The organism is Salegentibacter sp. T436 (genome assembly GCF_001932675.1).
Lineage (GTDB): Bacteria > Bacteroidota > Bacteroidia > Flavobacteriales > Flavobacteriaceae > Salegentibacter > Salegentibacter agarivorans.
The window spans coordinates 3,549,744-3,571,022 of the sequence record NZ_CP012872.1; the positions used below are offsets into that span (position 1 = coordinate 3,549,744).

At 35.9% G+C, this 21,279-nt stretch carries 21 protein-coding genes and 1 pseudogene; 10 read left to right on the top strand and 12 right to left on the bottom strand.

The annotated features are described in order from the left end of the window. Positions 1-497: 497 nt before the first annotated feature. On the bottom strand, positions 498-4,988 hold the full coding sequence (locus AO058_RS15800; protein ID WP_075327420.1) for an ATP-binding cassette domain-containing protein: 4,491 nt from the start codon (positions 4,986-4,988) through the stop codon (positions 498-500). Between the two features lie 362 nt (positions 4,989-5,350). Between AO058_RS15800 and AO058_RS15805 the strand changes: the two genes are divergently transcribed. Both AO058_RS15805 and AO058_RS15810 read left to right on the top strand, forming a co-directional pair. Then, positions 5,351-7,057 (top strand): PAS domain-containing protein, encoded by a 1,707-nt coding sequence (locus tag AO058_RS15805; protein ID WP_075327421.1) that lies wholly within the window; start codon positions 5,351-5,353, stop codon positions 7,055-7,057. Then, positions 7,054-7,317, top strand: a complete 264-nt coding sequence (locus tag AO058_RS15810) for a response regulator transcription factor (RefSeq protein WP_075327422.1) — start codon at positions 7,054-7,056, stop codon at positions 7,315-7,317. Before AO058_RS15805 ends, AO058_RS15810 begins: the two co-directional genes overlap by 4 nt. A gap of 784 nt (positions 7,318-8,101) precedes the next feature. On the opposite strand, the gene AO058_RS15815 is transcribed toward AO058_RS15810, so the two are convergent. Beyond that, complete coding sequence (locus tag AO058_RS15815) at positions 8,102-8,911, bottom strand: DUF5694 domain-containing protein (RefSeq protein ID WP_075327423.1); 810 nt, start codon at positions 8,909-8,911, stop codon at positions 8,102-8,104. 156 nt (positions 8,912-9,067) lie between these two features. Between AO058_RS15815 and AO058_RS15820 the strand changes: the two genes are divergently transcribed. After that, entirely contained in the window at positions 9,068-10,102 is a 1,035-nt protein-coding gene (locus AO058_RS15820; protein ID WP_232228848.1) for a sensor histidine kinase, read from the top strand. Continuing rightward, positions 10,086-10,793, top strand: coding sequence for a LytR/AlgR family response regulator transcription factor (locus tag AO058_RS15825; protein WP_075327425.1), 708 nt, complete (start codon positions 10,086-10,088; stop codon positions 10,791-10,793). Before AO058_RS15820 ends, AO058_RS15825 begins: the two co-directional genes overlap by 17 nt. Positions 10,794-10,948: 155 nt before the next feature. Here the strand turns inward: AO058_RS15825 and AO058_RS15830 are convergent, their stop codons facing one another. After that, positions 10,949-11,314: a hypothetical protein gene (locus AO058_RS15830; RefSeq protein WP_075327426.1), complete on the bottom strand. Its 366-nt coding sequence runs from the start codon at positions 11,312-11,314 to the stop codon at positions 10,949-10,951. A gap of 113 nt (positions 11,315-11,427) precedes the next feature. Continuing rightward, positions 11,428-12,150, bottom strand: a complete 723-nt coding sequence (locus AO058_RS15835; RefSeq protein WP_037320651.1) for a hypothetical protein — start codon at positions 12,148-12,150, stop codon at positions 11,428-11,430. Positions 12,151-12,454: 304 nt separating this feature from the next. Between AO058_RS15835 and AO058_RS15840 the strand changes: the two are divergent. From AO058_RS15840 to AO058_RS15855, 3 genes and pseudogenes are all read left to right on the top strand, one after another. Further along, positions 12,455-12,673: pseudogene (locus AO058_RS15840) on the top strand (hypothetical protein); the annotation flags it as partial. A 692-nt stretch (positions 12,674-13,365) separates the two neighbouring features. After that, a complete protein-coding gene (locus AO058_RS15850) occupies positions 13,366-13,893 on the top strand; it encodes a sigma-70 family RNA polymerase sigma factor (protein ID WP_075327428.1) in 528 nt (175 codons plus the stop codon). Between the two features lie 46 nt (positions 13,894-13,939). Then, positions 13,940-14,716: a methyltransferase domain-containing protein gene (locus tag AO058_RS15855; RefSeq protein ID WP_075327429.1), complete on the top strand. Its 777-nt coding sequence runs from the start codon at positions 13,940-13,942 to the stop codon at positions 14,714-14,716. A 542-nt stretch (positions 14,717-15,258) separates the two neighbouring features. Here the strand turns inward: AO058_RS15855 and AO058_RS15860 are convergent. The 8 genes from AO058_RS15860 to AO058_RS15885 all read right to left on the bottom strand — a co-directional run bounded on the left by AO058_RS15860 (position 15,259) and on the right by AO058_RS15885 (position 19,503). After that, positions 15,259-15,558 (bottom strand): DUF6730 family protein, encoded by a 300-nt coding sequence (locus tag AO058_RS15860; RefSeq protein ID WP_075327430.1) that lies wholly within the window; start codon positions 15,556-15,558, stop codon positions 15,259-15,261. Positions 15,559-15,569: 11 nt separating this feature from the next. Next, positions 15,570-16,238: a relaxase/mobilization nuclease domain-containing protein gene (locus AO058_RS15865; RefSeq protein ID WP_442974492.1), complete on the bottom strand. Its 669-nt coding sequence runs from the start codon at positions 16,236-16,238 to the stop codon at positions 15,570-15,572. A 54-nt stretch (positions 16,239-16,292) separates the two neighbouring features. After that, positions 16,293-16,439: a hypothetical protein gene (locus AO058_RS18770; protein ID WP_232228850.1), complete on the bottom strand. Its 147-nt coding sequence runs from the start codon at positions 16,437-16,439 to the stop codon at positions 16,293-16,295. Then, positions 16,436-16,978, bottom strand: coding sequence for a mobilization protein MbpA (gene mbpA, locus AO058_RS18775; RefSeq protein ID WP_232228851.1), 543 nt, complete (start codon positions 16,976-16,978; stop codon positions 16,436-16,438). The genes AO058_RS18770 and mbpA overlap by 4 nt, the downstream gene beginning before the upstream one ends. Continuing rightward, the gene (locus tag AO058_RS15875; protein WP_075327431.1) at positions 16,956-17,822 is read right to left on the bottom strand and encodes a toprim domain-containing protein; all 867 of its coding nucleotides are present in this window, start codon (positions 17,820-17,822) and stop codon (positions 16,956-16,958) included. Before AO058_RS15875 ends, mbpA begins: the two co-directional genes overlap by 23 nt. Positions 17,823-18,112: 290 nt before the next feature. Next, entirely contained in the window at positions 18,113-18,775 is a 663-nt protein-coding gene (locus AO058_RS18780) for a VapE domain-containing protein (RefSeq protein ID WP_317040650.1), read from the bottom strand. A 45-nt stretch (positions 18,776-18,820) separates the two neighbouring features. Further along, complete coding sequence (locus AO058_RS18785; protein WP_232228852.1) at positions 18,821-19,219, bottom strand: hypothetical protein; 399 nt, start codon at positions 19,217-19,219, stop codon at positions 18,821-18,823. An 8-nt stretch (positions 19,220-19,227) separates the two neighbouring features. Continuing rightward, a complete protein-coding gene (locus AO058_RS15885; RefSeq protein WP_075327432.1) occupies positions 19,228-19,503 on the bottom strand; it encodes a helix-turn-helix domain-containing protein in 276 nt (91 codons plus the stop codon). Between the two features lie 273 nt (positions 19,504-19,776). On the opposite strand from AO058_RS15885, the gene AO058_RS15890 reads away from it, so the two are divergent. The 3 genes from AO058_RS15890 (at position 19,777) to AO058_RS15900 (ending at position 21,262) form a co-directional block, all read left to right on the top strand. Then, complete coding sequence (locus AO058_RS15890; RefSeq protein ID WP_037320618.1) at positions 19,777-19,989, top strand: type II toxin-antitoxin system Y4mF family antitoxin; 213 nt, start codon at positions 19,777-19,779, stop codon at positions 19,987-19,989. A 3-nt stretch (positions 19,990-19,992) separates the two neighbouring features. After that, positions 19,993-20,328 (top strand): HipA N-terminal domain-containing protein, encoded by a 336-nt coding sequence (locus AO058_RS15895; protein ID WP_075327433.1) that lies wholly within the window; start codon positions 19,993-19,995, stop codon positions 20,326-20,328. A gap of 118 nt (positions 20,329-20,446) precedes the next feature. Further along, entirely contained in the window at positions 20,447-21,262 is an 816-nt protein-coding gene (locus AO058_RS15900; RefSeq protein WP_317040646.1) for a HipA domain-containing protein, read from the top strand. The last annotated feature ends 17 nt before the right edge of the window (positions 21,263-21,279 follow it).

Below are 21,279 nucleotides of genomic sequence, written 5' to 3' on the forward strand. Positions count from 1 at the left end.
TAATTGGATAGATTATATAAATTAACAGACACGTAGAGAAAGCGATCATTAAAACACTATTTACCTCAATAATGTATGATAAAACAAGAAGAATCATTTGAATAAATACCAATATAGGTAGCACCCATTTATTTTGGGTAAATCCAGTAAGTTCTACTTTTGTTACCTCATTCTCTTTTATTTCAAAATGATGAACCTGGCTGCCACACCAATCAATTTTTGCTTTCAATTTGTAATCTCCGGGTTCCAATGTAAATTCTTATGATTCTCCATTTCCTATGGTATCAATTTTCTTATCATTAAGATATAACCCGATTTTTCTGGCCCTGTTGGCCCATTCCGATCTCCTGCTAACAACTAATTTATTCATGAATGTAAAATTGAATGAATTTGAATTATTAACTAATTAGGATTCATAGAAATCACTAAAAACAGTTTAAAAATAGAAAAAATCCTGAAGTTTAAGGAAAAAAGAAAAGGTTTTTCAGTCATAAATTTTATTCTAAAACCACCCCAACTCCAATCTTTTGTAATAAATATGGATTATGATCTATGATTAATAAATCATTGTTTTTACTGAGTTTTTTCAGTATTTCAAACAAAAGATCAATATCGGCATAATGCAATCCGGTGCTGGGTTCGTCAAGAATATAAAGAGCATTGGTAGTTGGACTCTGCAGCCAATTCAAAAGTAATAATCGTTGCTTTTCTCCCGAAGAAAGTGATTGTACAGCCTGATCTAAGTGAAGATGCACCAAACCGATTTTCTCCATCTGATTTAAAAATGAAATAATTTTCTCTGAAACCTTCATTTCTTCAAACCACTGTTTTAATTCTATTAGATTAAAGGCGAGTACCTCAGCAATATCTTTTGAATCTACAGTATGTTCCAAAATATGCTGCTGGTAACGTTTCCCTCTACAAACTTCGCATTTTTCAATCGCATTGGCAGCTACATCCAGGCTGGTTTCCAGATAGCCTTTTCCTTTGCAGTTTTCACACTGACTGGTTTTTGTTTTATATGAAAAATCCCGGGGCTTCAAGTTTGTTTCACTGGCAAATATTTTACTTATTTCCTTTAGTAGATCTAAATAAGAAACCAATAAGGTATTTGCGTGGGTTCTAAGTTTTTTAGGCTCAAAATAATGCGCTTCTGAATATTTTTTCGGGAGCTTTATGCTTTCACAATTTACCGGTTTTCCGGTTTCAATACTCGGAATCAGGATGTCTTTTACTAAGGTCGTTTTTCCTATTCCAGATTTACCGCTAATAGCAGTAATGCCACCAACTGGCACTTTCAGAGCAGCTTTCACTAAAGTATGTTTGGAGATTTTTCGGAAGGAAATAGTATTCTCTGATTCTTTTAAAATAATTGGTTGAGAAGGTTCTTTTAAAAAAGGAGGAGAATCCTTTTGTTTCAAATATTCTTGTGAATTTCCCTGAAAAGTAAGATAACCTCCTAATTTTCCCGCCTTTGGTCCTATTTCAATTAGTTTATCAGCCTTCAAAATAATCTCTTTATTATGCTCAATTACAATAACTGTATTTCCTTTTTCCACGAGTTCTTTTAGGATATTGACCAGGTCGGGAATATTGTTATTAGACAGTCCTGCTGAAGGTTCATCCAAAAGATAAGCAATACCCTTAAGCGGGCTATTTAACTGCTTGATAAGCGCTACACGTTGATTTTCTCCGCCGGAAAGCGTCATTGATTTTCGGTTTAATTGAAGATGATCAATGTGCAACTGCTTTGCGCGCTTAATAGTATTAATTAAATGAGGCTGAATTCTAAGGATGAGTTTTTGATCCATTTCATCTATCCTGGAATTAACCAAAAGCCAGTTTTCCAAAGCTTTAAAGTCCATTGACCGTATTTCGTGAATAGATTTTCCTCCAATTTTAAAGACTAATCTTTCCGGTTTTAATCCACTTCCAGAACAATGGCTACATGCGTTGAGGGAAAAAAGGGCTTTTAGCTTTTCAATATTTTTATTTTTCCGGGTTTTATAATATTCATCTTTTAAGTAATGGAAAAGCCCTTCCCATTTCATACTTACCTCCTGAATTCCTTCCCGGGTTTTGGTCTTGAACTGCCAGTTGGCCTTCCATACAGTTTCGCCTGCTCCATTAATTAGAATATTTTTCTGTTCGTGGCTTAGCTCATTAAAAGGTGTTTCCAGATTAAAATTATATTGAGCTCCCACCTCCTTTACAATTGCCATATATTGACTGTTCGACTGACCGTAATAAGCCAAGGATTTATTGTGCTCAAAAAGACCGTTGGCAATACTTTTATTTTGGTCCAGGACTATTTTATCTAAATCGGGTAGCAGTTCCTGCCCCATCCCATCACATACAACACATTTTCCCAATTCGTGATTGTTAGAAAAATGGCTGGCAGATAATTCTTCTCCTTCGTATTGCGCTTTTCTGGAAAAAGCAAAGCGTAAGATCTTATCTATTCCCGTTTGTTTAGCAATATCTGAACGTTCTGTAAAACTTTTTTCTTTACGGGTAACGCAAATAGTTGGAGTGAGCCCTTCAATATAATCTACATCAAACTGAAAATTAACTCCTACCCTGGATTGCTGATAACTCGAAAACTGTTTGGTCATTTCCTGTAATCCATAACCGTGCAGGGTGTCTATCACCAAAGAAGATTTACCCGAACCCGAAATTCCTGTAACTACAGATAATTGATTCTTAGGGAAATTTACTTCCAGGTCTTTTAAATAATGGGTTCTAGCTCCTTTTACGGCAATAGTATCCCTACGCTGGTCTGGTGATTCTTTAAATTCCGGTAAGGAAGATTTATTATTATTTTCTACCAGGATATCACACGAAGATTGAAAAAGCTGATGATTCTCGAAGCAAATAATCCCCGCGGTTTGATTTTTAAGCTGATGCAAAGCTTTTAGCAGCTGCCGCACATTTTGCTGGTGTAATCCAATACTTGGTTCTTCCAACAACAATAGTGTTTTTTTAGATTGTTTTGCAAAATGTTTGGTGAGCTTAATTCGTTGTGCTTCGCCACCAGACAGGGTATTTGATGGCTGGCCAAGTTTAATATAACCCAGGCCTAATTGCAGCATTAAAGCGAGGATTTTGGTGATCTTATTTTCCCCGGAAAAGAAATCAAAAGCTTCAGCTATACTCAGGTTATAGATTTGGGCAATATTTTTATTGTTCCACTCCACTTTCAAAACTTCCGGCTTAGAACGCTGGCCATTGCAGGTAGGACAAACCTGATTAATAGTACCCAATACATTCATAGAAAGTGTAATCACCCCTGCCCCTTCACAGGTTTCGCATCTCCCGCGCTTATTATTGAAAGAAAAGGCACCTTTAGCTAATTTTAGAACTTTGGCTTCCGGTGATTTTGCCAGGAGATCGCGTATTTTATCAGCCAGGCCGGTATAAGTCGCGGGGTTACTTCTGGGGGTTTTACCTATAGGCTGATCTGAAACCGTAAGCAGCTTTAAATCTTCTTTTGTTGAATATACCTCGAGCTTTTGAAGAAATTCAGATGTTTTTCTGTTCGCAACGATTAATTCTCCAGCTGTGGGAGAAAATGTATCTACTGAGATTTTTGGAGGTTCGATTTCAGATTTTGAATTTTCTTTTTGTATTTCAGCCAGGGTTGGACTCGATAAATTTTCGGCATTTAAAAACTCTTTAACCGGTCCGTTAAAAAGAATTTCTCCCCCGTAAGCCCCGGCTTCGGGTCCTAATTCGATTATCCAATCGGCAGATCTTATAAAATTTAAATCGTGCTCTACCACCATAACCGTGTTACCACGCTTTATCAACCGATTCAAAATATGCCGTAAATAGTTCTGGTATTCCTCAGATAAACCGATGGAAGGTTCATCAAAAACATAGAGAATTCCCTGCAGGCTACTGTTTACCTGTTTTATGAGTTTTATACGCTGCGCATCTCCCGAAGAAATTTCGGTACTGGGAGTACTCAAGCGATATTCCTCCATTCCAAGTCGTATCAGGTCGAACAACTGTGTACAAATCTTATCTACCAAAAGCTGTTCCCCATCTTTTAAACTCCGGTTTTTCAGGCTTTCGTATAAAAAATTTAAAGGTAAATCCATCCATTCCTGGAAATTTAGCCCTTTCCATTGGTAATCCAGATGATCAGCTTTAATACGTGCTCCTTTACAACTGGGGCAGGTTCTGGAGCTCGCAAACTTTAAGATATTGGGATTGCGGTCTCGTCGCAGAATATCTTTCATAATGGGAAGCATTCCTTTATAAAATCCTTCTTCCCGGGGTTTTGCTTTTAAACCTTCCCATCTTAACCGGGACTCCAAAGTATGCTTTCCAAAAAAAACTTTAATGCGATCACTTCCGTTTAAAACCACCTCTTTTTGTTCGTTGGTGAGATTTTTCCAGGGAATATCTACACTAAAACCATGGGCCTGGCATACCTTATTTAATTCATCTACTGTAATTTGAGAATATACAATATAACCATTCGGCAAGGTTGTAGTAATGGCGCCTTCTCGAAGGGTTTTGTTTTCATCGCCCACCAATTTATCAAGATTAATATATTCTGCCTCACCAATCCCGTGACAATATTCACAGGCCCCTTTGGGATGATTAAAAGAAAAAAGCGATTTGCTCATCGTCTCTTCTGCGGAATAACGGGCAAATAAAATTCTGAAGACAGATGCAATTTCTGAAAGCGTTCCAAAAGTTGTATTAATTGATTGAAAGCGCTTCGATTGTTCTACTTTAATGACAGGCGGTAGGGCTTCTATATCGTCTACTTCAGCAGTGGGAATTAACTGCGCATTTTGTTGATTATAAGCTGGGAGACTCTCTAAAAAATAGCGGTAGCCTTCGTTAGCAATCACATCCATTGCCAGGGAGGATTTGCCGGACCCCGATAATCCGGTAACAACGATTAATTGATTTTCCGGAATGTTAAGAGTTATATTGTTGAGATTATTTTGGTTGGCATTAATAATGCGCATAAAGGCTTACTGTTTCTCTATTAAAAGAATAAAATTAGGAAGATTATACAGCCTAAGATGGTCTTTTAAGGAAAGTATAGCATAATTTGCTTTTGATGGAAGTTTTTAATTTTCCCTGTTTACTTTCCAATACATTATTTGGCTTCTCCCTATACATGCGGGGTGACAAACGAAGGTACAAGAAGGTACATTAAATTGACAGGGGATTTAGCTATGAATATTTTCTAAATTTAAAGTAATAAATTCACCCGTTAGCTCCCTTTCCTGCTGTTATCCTGTAGCTATAGCTTTTAAATTCTTACATTCGTTTTGATGTAACGAGTTATGCACAAGTATATAGAGCACAGGAAAATAATGGAAAAATGAAAGAGCATAAACAAGACTCCAACAGCTACTATTACCAACAGGCATCAAAACTTGCTAGAATTGGAAGTTGGGAAATTGATGTGGTAGGGGGCAAAGTTCGCTGGTCAGATATGGTCCACGAACTCCACGAAACAAACCCGAAAATTTTCACGCCAGATTTAGAAACAAGCTTTAGTTTTTACAGGGAAGATTTTCGATCAATGGTAAAAGATGCTGTACAAAAATCTATTGAAACTGGAGCCGAATTTGACTTTGAAGCTGTAATAATCACTGAGAAAAAGAAAGAACGGTGGGTTAGGGTAATTGGTAATGCAGAAATGATTCAAGGGAAATGCCGGCGGATATATGGCAGTTTTCAGGACATTCATACTTCTAAGTTGCTGGAGCTTCAGATTCGGGAGATTTTGGGAAGCATATCTGATGCTTTTTATGCCGTGGACAAAAACTGGAATTTTACTTATTTCAACAGGGAAGCCGAGAACTTACTCTTAAAGAAGGCTGCTAATGTTTTGGGTAAGAATTTTTGGGAATTATTCCCGGCAAGTGCAGATACCCCCATTCTGGAAATTTATCAAAGAGTAGCCCATACGAAAAAAAAGGAATCATTTGAATACTATTACCCGGGAGATGGAAAATGGTATGAAATAAATGCCTATCCATCGCAAGGTGGCATATCTGCATACTTCAGGAATATAGATGAACGTAAGCAGGCGGCAGAAAAACTTGAAAAAGCCTATCAGGAAAAAATCGACATATTGGAAAGTATCGGAGATGCTTTTTACAATGTAAACAAAGATTGGATAGTAACTTATTGGAATAAAGAAGCCGAAAAGCTTTTAGGTAGAAAAAGGGATACCATCATTGGAAAAAACCTTTGGGATGAATATCCTGATGCCATTGAAACTGAATTTTACCGACAATTTCATAAAGCCATGGAAACTCAAGAAAATGTGACTTTTGAAGAGTTTTACCTGACATTGAATGTATGGCTCGAAGTGACGGTATATCCCTCAACCAAAGGGCTATCTGTTTATTTTAAAGACATAACACTGAGAAAAGAATCAGAAATTCATCTCTCTCAATCCAATGAACGTTTTGAAAAAGTTGCCGAAGCAACCTATGATGCGATATGGGATTGGAATATCTTAGAAAATACGCAGTATTTAGGAGCCGGTTTCAAAAATCTGTTTGGATACCACATTGAAAAAATTACTCCAACTTTAGCGTCCTGGTCCAGTCACATCCATCTTGAGGATCGGGAAAGGGTAGTGCAAAGTATTTATAGCTCACTCGAAAGACCTGACCAACCTAACTGGACTGCTGAGTATCGTTATCAAAAAAATGACGGTACTTTTGCCGATGTGATTGACAGGGGTATTGTAATCAGAGATGAAGAAGGAAAACCTATCCGTATGGTAGGAGCCATGAATGATATCACAGAGCGAAAGAATTTTGAAATAAGCAGAAATAATTATGTAAGACAAATTGAAATACAGAATAAAAAGCTTAAAAATATTGCCTGGACCCAGTCACATATAGTACGGGCGCCCCTTGCAAGAATGTTGGGAGTTATGAACGTAATTGAGGATAGTGATAAAGGTCTGGATGATACCTTAATGTGGTTAAATCATTTGAGAGAATCGGCAAATGAATTGGATGAAATTATAAAGAATATGATTGCCGAGGCACAACAATTACAATGAAAAAAACAGTACTTATAGTAGATGATGATCCGATAGTCAGGTTAGTTATCCAAAGAATGATTCATAACCTGGATAGTTCCGTTAATTGTCTTCAAGGTGATAACGGAGCGGTAGGTTTAGCATTATTAGAGACCTTACTAAACTCGACCGATGCTATTGTTGTACTTTTAGATATTAATATGCCAGTATTAAATGGATGGGAATTTTTAGACAGCCTCGAACAAATAAACTTTGGTCCTTTTAATAAACTTCAACTATAAATTGTGACATCCTCTACAGATGAAAGCGACAAGTTAAAAGCTCAATCATATTCTTTGATTAAGAAAGTTTATCACAAACCACTTTCCAAACAAGATATCGAAGAAATTTTGGACTCACCTGAAATAACTTGAATTTCACCTCGTTAATCTGACTTTAAATATTTTAAAAAATATACCTGTGTATAACAGCGGCTATAATTCAGTGTGGCGACAGTGCAAAAACTAAAAGTAAAACATATATTTAACCTGATTTCTATGCGGACAAATCCTGCGGATTTATCCACGTCGAAATCTTAGCCCAACCAATACAGAAGTTTTCTATTCCCTAAAACACTGGAGCTACGAGTAGATGAGGTGTAAAATAGGTGCAAACCATATTTTTAACATTTGAAACTTATCAACTTACAATTCATACCAAGTGAGCTAACCGGTTATTTCACCAGTGAGCTGATACAATACTTTTACCTAGAAATTGAGCTCTCAGTGTTCTCTCCTATTGTTTTTATCAGTTAGCTTAAGTAGAGATTTCTTCCAATCAGGATGCCCCATGGGCATTAGCCGGAGTTGGTGCAGCTTTTATTGGGGTGGCCATACCTATTTCCATAAGGGCAAATAACCAGGCCTTTAAAGCAGCAGAAAGAAGTAACCAGGTTAATTACTCTCCGCCCAATCCATTTCAGGTTACCTTTAATTTCATAGGAAATCAAAACGGCATTGGCCTGGCTTTATCTTTTTAAAATTTCTTGATTTGGTTCTTTACTTAATGGATAAGTTTGGACGTATATTATTTTAAGTAGTTATTGGTATTTATTACTTCATACTTTGGGCTTCTTTTTAACCACATATCAAAAAAAGCAGTATGGGTAGTTCCCATAAGGATAAAGACACGATCATCTTCTTCTAATTCAATTTGGTTAAGATTAGAATACATAACCAAATTCCGATGATACAATTTTGCAGCTTCATCTGCTCCTTCTGCATTTCCCTCCGTTGAAATATGAGTTAATATATCAGCATTCATATTGAGCAACATATCTTTATATCCCGGCGTATTGCTCATTTGTAATTTTTGCAAAACAGACATCTTCTCCTCAGGATATTGCTTCTGTAAGGAATCTAATACTGAGAAATATTTCCGGTAGGTTTCATACCCGTAGTTGTCATTTATTTTCTCTCCGATTCTGTAGTTATACCCCTCTTTAAAGTCTATCCCGTAAATACGATTAGTGCCCGCCAGACGACCTACTTCGAATGCTAATAATTCCACTTCTGAAGGATTTTTAAAATTCATTTCAGGGTTTTGCTGATAATCTTTATAATTACTCTGTAGAACTTCATTTTTATCGGGCAAGGTTTCTACAATAATTACAGTCGGTTTAAATTCAGCAATGGACTGAGCAATTTGATGAACCTTCTCAATATTTCTTTGATCGTGCTCATCGAATTCGGTAGTAGTAGCATCTGGAGTATATCCCATATGAAAAGTCCCCATATTTAATACCTTAACCGTGTTTTCAAATTTTATTGGATCTTGTAATTCCTGGCTTTGTAACTGGATACTCAGAAGCACCATAATAATCAATGTAATTCTCATTTCTTTAATTTTTAAGTTTCCTCAAAATTCATATTTATATGGGAGGCTGAAAGATTTTTTCTACAAACCCCTTCTACTTTTCGACAAACCCCTCCCTACTCCTGCTTAGAATGTTATAGTTTTACGCTTATGAAACCTTTTCCCTATATCGGCGCAATGACTAAAAGAAAAGAGTTCCTTTTACATGGCCTTTTTTGGTTACTCTTTACTTACTTCGAGCTTATTCAATTTGATCTTGAAAACCCCTATCTTTTTACCTTCAGAAAATTAGATATCTTCGAGATCTCAGCTAGTATCGTTTTTCTAGCCACCTTCTATTTTAACTATATACTCATCCTTCCAAAGGTATATGAAAAGCTCAACTGGAAAAGAATTCTTATCGGTATTGCCTCTGGATTTATAGTATTTATCTTCCTGAGATACACCCTGGAAGAAGTCTTAATTGAACAATTTATCGGCCACGGTAATTATTTTGAAGGAACCTCGATTAGCTACTATATCTATGATAATCTATATTATGGCAGTTTCCCGCTAATAATTAGTTCCATACTTTGGATTTTGATTTTTAATGTCCGGCTATTGGAATACAATAAACATATTCTTGAAGAGAAAAGCGCAACGGAAGTAAAGTTCCTAAAAGCTCAACTCAACCCCCACTTTATGTTTAACACCCTTAACAATATTTATTCTCTTGTTTATTTTAAATCTGATAAAGCGCTGCCGGCCATTGAAAAACTGGGTGAACTGATGCGCTACACCACTTACGAAACAAATAAAGAGAGGATTGATTTACAGCAGGAGATTAATTATATAAAATCTTATATTGAACTCGACCAATTAAGGCACGAAGATGAAAATACTGTAATTTTTGAAATTACTATAGACAAGCCCAAAGTTCAAATTCCTCCTTTTTTATTAAGCCCTCTAGTAGAGAATGCACTAAAACACGGAAAGTATAATAAGGAAAACCCCATTCTTTTGGATTTGAAACAAACCGGCAATAGGCTTTTTTTTAAAATCACTAATAAAATTAGCAACCAGAAAAAAGATAAATTAGGCGGAATAGGCCTGGATAATCTTAGAAAAAGCTTAGCTATAAATTATCCCGATGCGCATTCTTTTGTGATAAACCAAAATCAAGAAAATTTTATTGCCAACTTAGAAATTAAGCTCGATGGAAAAACCAATTAATACGATAATTCTTGATGACGAACCTTTTGCAGTCCGTTTACTAAAGGATTATGCTGAAAAGGTTTCCAGCCTTAATATTATTTATGCAGGAAGTGATACTTATAAAGTTCTCGAGCTTCTTAAGGAATACACGAATAGCCTAGTTTTTATAGATCTTCAGATGCCTGAACTTAGCGGTATGGAAATTATGGAAATGCGTAATCATTCCGATCATAATTTTATTATCACCTCAGCTTACCAGGAATATGCCTTAGATGCTTTTAAGTATAAGGTTATTGACTTCCTGGTGAAACCTATTTCTTTTCAGCGATTCTATGATAGTGTTGAGAAATATTTAGCCTGGCAGAACTCTTTTAAAACTGATTCCAATTCATTTGCTAAAAGCAGGGATTTCTATATTAAAGCAGAAAGAAAGATCTACCGGATCATCCCTGAAGAAATTATATATATTGAAGGACTGAAGGATTATATTAGGATCCACACCAAAACCGATAAAATAATAGCGCACGAGAATATGAAGGATATTATCGAGAGGCTACCAAAAAATGAATTTCAAAGAATTCATAGGTCATATATTATTCCTTCCGGAAAAATAAAAATGCTTGAAGGTAATAGTATTTGTTTGGATGGAGATATTCGCTTACCAATAGGAGAAACATACCGAAAGGTTATTAAAGCAAAATTCAATTAGCTTCGTCGGTTATTAAGCTATTTTATTCATATACTGATAGAAGGTTTTGTTTTTTTACTCTTTGCTTAAGTTCCTAAGCTGAAACCGGAATAAATATCAAACTAAATAGAACCAATAATATAAAGCTCTTTTTATTGACTAAGGTTCTGAAAATTTCAATTAAAATCTGGAGAACAACTAAGATTTTCACTATAAGGTTCAATATATTTCCAAAAAGCCTTACCGGCATTGTTCAAATAATTCATCGAGTAATTGAGTTTAGTATTTGAACTTACCTGATATAGATATTCAGAACAACTCAAAGAATATTCTTCCTTAAAACAAACCACTGCAAAGTAGTAAGTCTCATAATCTATACTGAGATCATAAAAAGTAACTTTAGAGATCGCGTCACTATCATAACTTGTATAAGTGGTTCCATATCCGGACTCTTTAACGGTTGCCAGAAGTTCATCACAGGATTGAGCTTTACCTGTAGAAATTGTAAAAAGAAATAATAGTAAAGGTAAATATAGTTTCATGTTTTAAATCGGTAATAGGTTATCCACAAGTTAAAAGTTAGAACTTAAAATAAAGTGTGGATAACCGTAAAAGAAAAGTTTTAGAGTTCAGAATATATTGACTCTAGTAAATTTTAACCTTCATAAAAGAATTCGTGAATATCAATAATGGCTCCACGGCTTATCTGAACTAAATCCCGGGTTTCTTTCAAAAATATTCCAAGAGATTTTTCATTATAAATTATTTTCATTTCAGGAGAATAATCAGTTACCAGGTACATATCGCCATCTAATTTATAAAATGGGATGTCTTCTCCTTTTCTAGTTTTTACTCCTTTATTAACGATTTTACCATCTCTCAAGGTTTCCTCAATAAGGTTTTCATTAGATTTATCAGAAGATACCTTGGCATAGGCAATCATCATATTCATCCACTCATCTGCATCGATAAGATGCCATTTAACCTTGGTGAAATCGATCCCATACTCGCTAATCCAGCCATAGCTAGTAAAACCGAAAAGTATTTGTTTCTTTCCATTAAGGTCAGGTTTGTCCGATGGCTCAAACTCCTGAATTTTAAAGGTCATTACTGACGCGGACGACATATCCTTAAGTTTTTTGCCATCGAAATCCAGTGTTTTAAGTGAAAAGCTTTCGAGATTAGGTTGATTTTCCAGGATCCATTGAGTAGCTGTAAGTTCAGCCTGTTCTTTCATTTGTTCTACCGCTGCTACACCAGCGCCAATTGCTAATAAACCACCGGCAACTGCAGCAATGGCCTCACCTTCACCTTGAGACTGCATGTTTTTAGGAAGAATGGATAGCAACACTAAAAATACAAGTGTAATTTTTTTCATTTGTGAATTTTTGATTAATTATTTAAAGATGTGTAGGGTCTTGTTTCAAATGGGGAAGTTAAAACTTTTTAAGAAAACATTAAGAAAAGTTGAGCGAAGTATAATAAGGAAAAAATTAGTGAATTATATTTACAAATCCTTTAAGCCAGAGAACTCATACCAATCCAGTATCTCCTTTCCAATCTCCGCTTTTAATTTGCCATTTTCAATTATATTCAATCGTCCCACGGCACATTGATGATCCCTTACCTTGAAATTTCTAAAATCTGGGATAAAAGGCAGTACAAAGATTCCACGAGCTGGAAAAAATTATGTGAGTAATCGGTTGCACTTGTATAGCCGGAAATTAATTGATTTTTGCGTTAAGCACCAGGCGGGTACACTCATTTTATTAAATCAGGAAGATAAGATAGGAATTGCAATAGAGGAAGAATTTGTACTACGAAACTGGAGCTATTATGAATTGATGACTAAAATAAAATACAAGGCTGAAAAAGCCGGTATTGAACTTATCACAGATTGACAATTTTACGAGGGTGCTTGTACACCCGCAAGGTGAGGTGGAAAACTACACTCACTAAATGCACATAGCATATACAACGGCGTGGGCTTTCTTATTTTTGAAACTAAATCACCGGAATAAAGAATTACCCGTTTATCTAAGTAAGATATTCGACTAACAGGATATTTAGCTTAATAAAGCTATAATTAAAAAAAGTACATTTAGGTACGTTTGAGTTCAATCGGGTTAAAATTCAAAAAACCCAATGTTTGCAAGGTGTCCCTAATAGCTTTCTTAGCATCCCCTATAGTATAGCCTATTTCAAAAGCCCCCTTAATAACCTTTCTCAAAACATCTATTAATTATTTTTTAATTATCAGAGTATCCTTTTTCCTAATTTTCAGTCTACCTTATAAACCATAAACTTTTGAAATTATGAATACCTGTAAATGCACCAATTGTAACTGTACAAAATGTAATTGTATAAACTGCAAAGACAATACTTGTCCTTGCGAAACCTGTGATTGCAGTAAGTGCAGTTGCTGCAACTAAATAAAAGGCTGTCTTAACGGGCAGCCTTCTTAGGTTACCGTCCCAAAATTTCAGGATAAATACCCCGTTCTGAAGCATCCGGGATACCTCGAAATCAAAAATTAATTCTAAATGCTTCGTAAGCTCGCCCGAAGTAGCTTACTAAATCTTTATATTTGAGTATGGACACGCAGGAAATATGGAGAAAGCATCGTGAAGAAGTTTATTTTTTTATTCTTAAGAAGGCTAAAAATAAAACGGCCGCAAAAGATATTTTTCAGAATACATTTTTTAAAGTTCATAAAAATCTGCATCAATTAGAGAATCCCGGGAAAGCCAGGGCCTGGATATTTCAAATTGTGCGAAATGAGCTTAATGATTATTTCAAAAGAGAAAATAAATATGTTGTTTCTTTAAAAGACGAAAACACAGCCTTGACTGAAGAATACCAGGATATTTGTTGTTTCGATCGTTTTATTGATGAATTACCTGCACATTATAAGCCGGTAATTGATTTGGTATACTACAAAGGTAAAACCCAAACAGAAACCGCCTGTGAATTAAATATTAGTTTGCCTAATGTAAAAGCGAGGATTAGGCGAACAAAAGACTATTTAAAACAACGATTTAATGAATGCTGTAAATATGAAATTGATGAAAACGGACAACTCACCGGGGAGCCTGATTGTGCAGCATGCATGGACTCCTAAAATCCTAATTTTTCCAATTCTTTCCGAGCAAAACCTATTTTAAAATATGAGCACTTTAACTACAAAATGGAACCCGGCATTATATAATAACAAGCATTCCTTTGTATACGATTATGGCAAGGAACTTTTGGATTTACTCAATCCCAAAGCGAATGAAAGGATTTTGGATTTAGGTTGTGGTTCCGGGCAATTGACCTACAAAATAAGTGAGCTGGCCGGAGAAACCATTGGTATTGACAAATCTTCAGAAATGATTGCCGATGCAAAATCAAAATTTCCGTCGGTAACATTTCAGGTTGGTGATGCTGAGAACTTCAATTTCGATAAAAAATTCGACGCCATATTTTCCAATGCCGCGCTGCACTGGGTAAAAAATCATAAGCCAGCCATACACTGCATGTATGAGAATTTGAAGGAGAATGGAAAAATTGTCCTTGAATTCGGTGGTAAAGGAAATGTACAAACTATTATCCACCAATTAAGAAGGTCTTTACAGAACAGGGATTATATAAAACAATCAGAATTAAAATTATGGTACTTCCCTTCTGTTGGCGAGTATACAACTGAATTGAAGGCCACCGGCTTCAGGATTCTTTTAGCAGAACATTTTGATCGGCCTACAGAACTTGCTGATAAAAACACCGGTATAAAAGACTGGATTTCGATGTTTGCTGAAAATTTCTTTGCGGGTGTAGCTCCGGGTGATGTAGTAGAAATTAAAGAAGAAGTGCAGGAAAAAGTAAAAGACAAATGCCTGGTAAAAGACAAATGGTACGCTGATTACAAAAGAATACGAATAGTGGCGGTGAAAGAAAAGGGCTAGATTTCTTAGATAGCCGGGAAGAAATACATTTTATTATAAAGGTTTAGGAAACAGGACCTTTTTATTTTCATTATATCTTTCCCTTCTAATATCAAGTGGTTTAGATCTAACAATTTTATGGTGTTGATTTCCTTGTGTTTGTTTATTCTGATTTCAATTCTAACTTACCTATCGTATCATGTTACTGATCTTTTTTTGACTAAATACACAATGGACATCTTTAATAGATAAAATTACAGGCGGACGGCGTTCGAAGAGAGCCGACTCGCTGGTTTAATCCCTAATTTTTTATTGAAAGTTGTTCGAAATAATTCGAGATCCTGGATTTGATTGAATTTAAATTCACACTTTAATGTGAAATTTAAATTTATTCGATTGACACCTAGAAATACACGTAAACCCACATTATAATGTGATTACGAACGTCTTTTTTTTAAAAACTATAAGTATTTTGTTTTAGGTAATAATTCAATTCGCGAATCGCGAATTGAGAATCGCAGCTGGTACTTTTATTTTAGAATAGGCTTATGCTCGATAAGAGGTTAAGAAAATAACATACAGACCAAAACCACATTAGCCATGAGAGAAACAGTAAATAAGGTCAATGCCCACACGGGGTAAGCTTTAGCCTCTTTTAGTTTAACCCCGAGCGATTTCATTTCTAGTGAATATTGGGTAAAACCTTCTTCCATCTTTTCCTGGTGTTGCAGGAGCACCTTTTCGAAAGCTGTACTATCAATTCCGACCTTCTCCTTCTGAATTTTCTCCAGCCGTTGTACCGTCTTTTCAAACTGGCTGATTTCTGAAACCAGCAGTTCACTAAGTTGTTCTAATTTTGCCATAATACGAATTTTTAGAATCCCATCCCGGCATCCATACCTTTAGAGATTATTTTCTTGATCACCTGTTTTGCTATCGCTTTAGCCATCCCGGTAGAAAGCTCTACCGTTTTCCCGGCAAGTTTGAGCTGTGTATTTTCCTTTAGGAAGCTAGACATACTCTTTCCTGAAGCCAGGGATTTCCCAATATTGCCTCCCGTCATCGAGCGATGTACTTCGCTAGCTTTAAGATTATACTTGTCAAACTCAAACCGAAAGCCCTGCAGCTTATTCGCTTTATTGATTGAGGGAATCACCTTCACGCCATTCGTTTCCATTCCCTTTATATAATCCTGAAACGTTCGTGGTTTAAACTGCTGCATCGTCAGCTCGTGCCGCCTTTTGATTTCCGTACGAATAGCTGAAAGGTTATGTTGCTTTTCCCACTGCACCTGTTTCACGGTAGTCAGCTGCATTTTCTCTGCTACTTTTTCTGCAGCGAGCTGGCTTCGTTTTCCAATGAAGCTATCATTATAAGCCTGACCATTAAAATCAATACGGTTCACATAAAGGTGAATATGCTTATGGGCTTTATCGCGGTGAACAAAAGCAATAGCCTGCCGGTCTTTCAAGTTCATTTGTTTCATAAATTGATCACAGATCCTGGATAGTTCTTTCTTCTCCAAATATTTCCCATCATCTATAGTAGGACTTAATACAAAAGCGAGTTTATTCCTTTCACAGTTTTCATTTAGTTCCTAGGTAAGTCTAAATTCTGCCGTTACTTCCTTAGGTGTGTCCCCGGTAACATTTTGCGAATAGACCACTTCAGCATCTTTTTCCTGGTTCCAGCCATAGGCCATCGAAGCCTGGGTATGCGATATCGCTTTTCCTTTCCCGATCATCCTTTTAATTTTTCAAGATGCGCTTTAATCAAATTGGCCAGGTCATAAACCTCCCTGGTCAGTTTAGGATCTTTTTTCCGGTACATATTCCCAATAGATTTAAAATTGTTGTGGAATTTATGGAGGGTTTTATAGATCTCGATATGATCATCAGAAAGCCTTTCCTTAATCCCTTTTTTATAAATAGCCTTTCTACAAAACTCACTTAAAGTAAGTCCGCTTTGTTTTGCTTTGACCCTGAGCATCTTCTTTTCGTATATAGAACATCTGAATTTTATCCATTGACTTTTCCCCTTAAACCTCTCTTTTTTTTCATTGCGACCACCGGGAGCAATCAAGATTGTGCCCACAGGCACACATCTTGCATTCCCTTCCAAAGTCGGTACAGATAGTTTAAGCTCCTTCTTTTCCAGCTCAGCTTTTTGATCTCTTCTACCATACTTTATAATGTATTGTCTCTTGGTATTAGCCAAGGCTTCCTCCCAGGTTATTTTACTTTTACCTTCTAATTGATCCTTATTTTTTCCAGGCTTTTTCATTTTTTAATTTTTCATTGAGATCTACATAATCTTTATAAGAATCACTGTGATCGGTGATATGTTCGTATTGGTTTAAAAGCGAAGCAGTTGCTTTTTTTCCAGCCGGGTCATTATCCAGGTAAAGCAAAACTCGATCATACACTGGAATCAAAATTTCTATTCTTTTTATAAAAGCCAGGGAATTCAAAATGATACAATCCGAATTTTGAACCAGGCTTTTATCCATTGCTGCCAGGGAGAGAAAATCAAACATCCCTTCCGTAATCACCAACTGCCTGGAATCGTTTTTAATAAAGGAATAGGTTTTGGGACTACTGGAATTTTTAAAATATTTGTTTCTAAGTTCCCAACCTCCTTTATGATTCTGAAGTCCAATGGCAAAAAATTGTTTCCCCTTAGATCGATACCAAACCTGTCTGCAGTATTTCCTACCAATATTCAGAGGTATATTCCGGCATTTCAGGTAGTGTAGTAATGCTTCGAGATTGATTAATTGGACATCAATAATGCTAAGGCCTGTATCCTTTTGTCGAAACTTCTTAATTGGCGGGCTAAAAGAAAAAGTGTTAACATCCTCGTTTAGAAATTCCAGGGCTTCCCTTACCGAACAGGACTTGATTGCCATAATAAGATCTATAGTGTTCCCTCCTTTTCCCAGGCCGAAGTCAAACCACAAGTTTTTAATTAAAGAAACGCTAAAAGAGGCTTGTGTTTCTGACCGCAGGGGACTCAGAAACCAAGCTTCTTTTTCCGTTGTCCTGGTGGGAAAGTGACCTAATTTTGCTAGTATTTTTACGAGACAAATATTACGGGCGCTTTTACACGATAAGTTATTTAAGTTCATTTTTTAATTTTTAAGTTACCATCTTACCCAACCTTGATTTTACTAGGCTTAAGAAAGATTTATTTCTGTTTATTGATCTTACCATGTTACCAGGAATAGTTCTTCAGGTAAGATGGGTAAGGTTCTCTTAAATTATCTTACCATTTCCACTCCCCTATGCTCATTGAGTTCAAAAAGGTGATGGTAGGATGGTAAGTTGTTTTTAGTATTAATTAATTTCCCAGGGGTTATTTTTAAAGAGTGGTTTTGTCAGGTATCCATACACTCCTTTTTCAGGGTGTTTGATTCGGTCAAAACCTCTCGATTTTAGTGCGCGCCCCATATTTGATTACGTTAAGCCGTGGATTTATACAACTCAGCTTAGTAATGATATCAGAAGCAGTCATAAAGTATTTTTGATCTTTACTTAAATCATAGAACTTGGCAAGTAATTCCTCTTCCAGGGTCGGTTCCCTATAGCGTTTATTTCGTTCCTCGTTTTTAAGAATATCCTGGTAGTTAAGCTCAGGATCGAAATTTGGATCTACAAAAGCTAAATAATAAGCCTGGGCCCAAACCTTATCGATCTCCACCTCCTTACTGTAGTTAAAATCGATTTTTCCCAGAAGTTCAAAGCATAGCCACCTCACTGAACCGGTCTCGTCTGTTAAGAAACTTGCCCTATTGGTAGACCCTATAAAACTACAGGTTCTTCGAAGGTTTGAGTTTTTGCGATCATAGGGCAAACGTTCATTGATCATCGTTTTAGAAAAATATGCTTTAAGCGCATTTAATTCTTTTTTTGCTAGCACGGATAATTCATCAAGATTGATAATGAAATTTCTTGTAAGTTGAATCCTGGCATCTTTATCGGTAGTCATATCTTCAGTAAAGTACCTGGATAATTCAGGAGGACATAAGAACCGACACCAGGTAGACTTCCCTGAATTCTGCTCCGAATGAACCAGGACCAGGCATTGCTTATTAAAATATTAATCTTCCAATGCTCCCTTAACCGTTCACACTAACCATTTTCTAAAATGATAAAGAAATTCTTCAGATTCCCGGGTAGGCAGGTATGAAGCGAGTTTTCTAATATGGTCACCCCCTACCCATTTCGGAAGCTTATCAAAATATTCCGCAATAGGGTTAAATCTTGCAATCAGGTTAGAGCGTAAATAGATATCCAGCTTACCAGGGTTCACTTCTATATTAGATTTTGCTAATTCTATAAGTAAAGAATTCACCTCAAAATCTTCCCAGGAATGTTTTCCTTTAATAGAAATCTGAAACTCCGGGGATATTTCATTAAACCGGATATCATATTTATTAGAAACATATTCATCTACATAATCATAGATGGTTTTCTTCTTTTGCTCCGAGACCTGGTATAATTTTAGCTCAACTTTCTTCATCATATAGATCTTTAGAATCTTTTATTCCGGAAAGCATATTCCACTGCTTGCCCTCTAATCTCCTCTTTAGAAGAATGACTATTATTGAGCAGCCAATCATCGAGTTTTTCCCGAGAGAAAAAGATTAGTTTCCCCTTTGGTTTAGAGAAAGGAATTTTTCCCCTGGCAGTCAGTTTATACATATAATTTCTTGAGATACCTGTATAATCAAAGGTCAATACAGTTTTGTGGGCACGAACAATCGTTTCTATACGATCTAATTTTTCTAAAATTTTTAGTTCGTTCATTTTTGAAAATTTTTAGTTAAAAAATGAACAAAAGCGCTTTTGTATTTTGAATTCTGGAACCAAACCTAAGATGGGAAAGGATAAGAAAGTCATACTATTCATACCTTGTATGACTTCTTTTTTTTAATGTATGAAAAATCAGCTCTAATTGATTCAGTGGTTTTATTTCTATATTTATATGCAAATGCATATAAATATAGAAATAAAACCAAAATTATACGTTTAAACATATAATTAATATATATTTGTAATAATTATATCTAATTACATATAATGAAGAATCTCTCAGAGTTTTTAAAACAAAAGCGAAAAGAAAACCAACTCACTCAGGAAGAATTTGCCGAAAGGGCTGGTGTGGCTTTAACCGTTGTGAGAAAAATAGAACAAGGAAAAGAAAACCTGAATATGGAAAAGGTAAATCAGGTGCTAAAGATGTTTGGGCACGTACTGGCACCGGTAGACCAAAATGATATTTCTCAAACTTAATTTATGAGACAGGCAAAAATTTATTATCAGGAACTTCTAGCAGGTATTTTAACCGAAACCGATGAAGGAGAATATCAATTTCAATATGAAATTGATTACGTTGATAAATATTCTGACCAATTTATCACGTTTACGATGCCGGTTAGAAAAGAACCTTATGTAGAAAAACGGCTTTTTCCCTTTTTTGAAGGTCTTATCCCAGAAGGATGGCTTCTAGATATTGCATCAAAAAACTGGAAAATCAACCGCAATGACCGAATGGGACTACTTTTAGCCTGTTGCAAAAATTGTATAGGTGCGGTCAGTGTTCACCCAAAAGTCACAGAAAATGCAGAATAGATGTTTATATTGTTATAAAGAATTGGGAGAAACAGATCCGAAAGATTTTCACACCAATTGCAGTGTAAATTTCTTTGGTACTGAAATTCCGCCTCAGTTAGAATATTCCCTGGATCAAATGGTAGATCTGGCGAAAAATGTGGTAGAAAGAAGAATAGCAGTTCCTGGGGTACAACCTAAACTTTCCTTATCCTTCATCGATAACGCACTAGCATCGGAAAATAACAGGTTAACAGTGGTAGGAGCACTCGGAGGTAATTATATCTTAAAACCACCCTCTGCAGCTTTTGCTGAAATGCCGCAAAATGAACATTTTACAATGCGTATGGCAGAAAGCTTTGGAATAAGAACTGTTCCCTCCAGTTTAATACGATTAAAATCAGGAGAGTTAGCCTATATTACAAAGCGAATAGATCGAACACTTAGCAATGAAAAAATTCATATGCTCGATATGTTTCAGATCCTAGAGGCTTTTGATAAATATAAAAGCTCAATGGAAAAGGTAGGCAAAGCTATCGGGACTTATTCCTCCAACACCTTGCTTGACAAACTTTATTTTTTTGAAATAGCTTTATTTAGTTTTCTCACGGGAAACAACGATATGCATCTGAAAAACTTTTCTTTAATAAAGCGAACCAGAGAATGGGTCTTGTCCCCTGCTTATGATCTTCTTAATGTTGCTATAGTTAACCCAGAAGATGGTGAAGAGCTGGCACTAACTCTTGAAGGAAAAAAGAAAAAATTAGCAAAAAAACATTTTGTGAGTCTGGGAGAGAAACTGGAATTGAACAAAAAGCAAATTGATGGAGTATTTAAAAGATTCATTAAAAATAAAAAGAACGCTCTTTCTCTTTTAGAAAGCTCCTTTTTATCAAGCGAATACAAGCAAAAATACTCAGATCTATTAGCGCAGCGTTATTCAAAATTGGAGTAGGCAGGTAGCGGAATAAA

Bases quoted from the DNA above. Each gene is read 5' to 3' on its own strand.
- AO058_RS15800 (WP_075327420.1), bottom strand. From the start codon at position 4,988: ATGCGCATTATTAATGCCAACCAAAATAATCTCAACAATATAACTCTT.
- AO058_RS15805 (WP_075327421.1), top strand. From the start codon at position 5,351: ATGAAAGAGCATAAACAAGACTCCAACAGCTACTATTACCAACAGGCA.
- AO058_RS15810 (WP_075327422.1), top strand. From the start codon at position 7,054: ATGAAAAAAACAGTACTTATAGTAGATGATGATCCGATAGTCAGGTTA.
- AO058_RS15815 (WP_075327423.1), bottom strand. From the start codon at position 8,911: ATGAGAATTACATTGATTATTATGGTGCTTCTGAGTATCCAGTTACAA.
- AO058_RS15820 (WP_232228848.1), top strand. From the start codon at position 9,068: ATGACTAAAAGAAAAGAGTTCCTTTTACATGGCCTTTTTTGGTTACTC.
- AO058_RS15825 (WP_075327425.1), top strand. From the start codon at position 10,086: ATGGAAAAACCAATTAATACGATAATTCTTGATGACGAACCTTTTGCA.
- AO058_RS15830 (WP_075327426.1), bottom strand. From the start codon at position 11,314: ATGAAACTATATTTACCTTTACTATTATTTCTTTTTACAATTTCTACA.
- AO058_RS15835 (WP_037320651.1), bottom strand. From the start codon at position 12,150: ATGAAAAAAATTACACTTGTATTTTTAGTGTTGCTATCCATTCTTCCT.
- AO058_RS15850 (WP_075327428.1), top strand. From the start codon at position 13,366: ATGGACACGCAGGAAATATGGAGAAAGCATCGTGAAGAAGTTTATTTT.
- AO058_RS15855 (WP_075327429.1), top strand. From the start codon at position 13,940: ATGAGCACTTTAACTACAAAATGGAACCCGGCATTATATAATAACAAG.
- AO058_RS15860 (WP_075327430.1), bottom strand. From the start codon at position 15,558: ATGGCAAAATTAGAACAACTTAGTGAACTGCTGGTTTCAGAAATCAGC.
- AO058_RS18770 (WP_232228850.1), bottom strand. From the start codon at position 16,439: ATGATCGGGAAAGGAAAAGCGATATCGCATACCCAGGCTTCGATGGCC.
- mbpA (WP_232228851.1), bottom strand. From the start codon at position 16,978: ATGAAAAAGCCTGGAAAAAATAAGGATCAATTAGAAGGTAAAAGTAAA.
- AO058_RS15875 (WP_075327431.1), bottom strand. From the start codon at position 17,822: ATGAACTTAAATAACTTATCGTGTAAAAGCGCCCGTAATATTTGTCTC.
- AO058_RS18785 (WP_232228852.1), bottom strand. From the start codon at position 19,219: ATGATGAAGAAAGTTGAGCTAAAATTATACCAGGTCTCGGAGCAAAAG.
- AO058_RS15885 (WP_075327432.1), bottom strand. From the start codon at position 19,503: ATGAACGAACTAAAAATTTTAGAAAAATTAGATCGTATAGAAACGATT.
- AO058_RS15890 (WP_037320618.1), top strand. From the start codon at position 19,777: ATGAAGAATCTCTCAGAGTTTTTAAAACAAAAGCGAAAAGAAAACCAA.
- AO058_RS15895 (WP_075327433.1), top strand. From the start codon at position 19,993: ATGAGACAGGCAAAAATTTATTATCAGGAACTTCTAGCAGGTATTTTA.
- AO058_RS15900 (WP_317040646.1), top strand. From the start codon at position 20,447: ATGGTAGATCTGGCGAAAAATGTGGTAGAAAGAAGAATAGCAGTTCCT.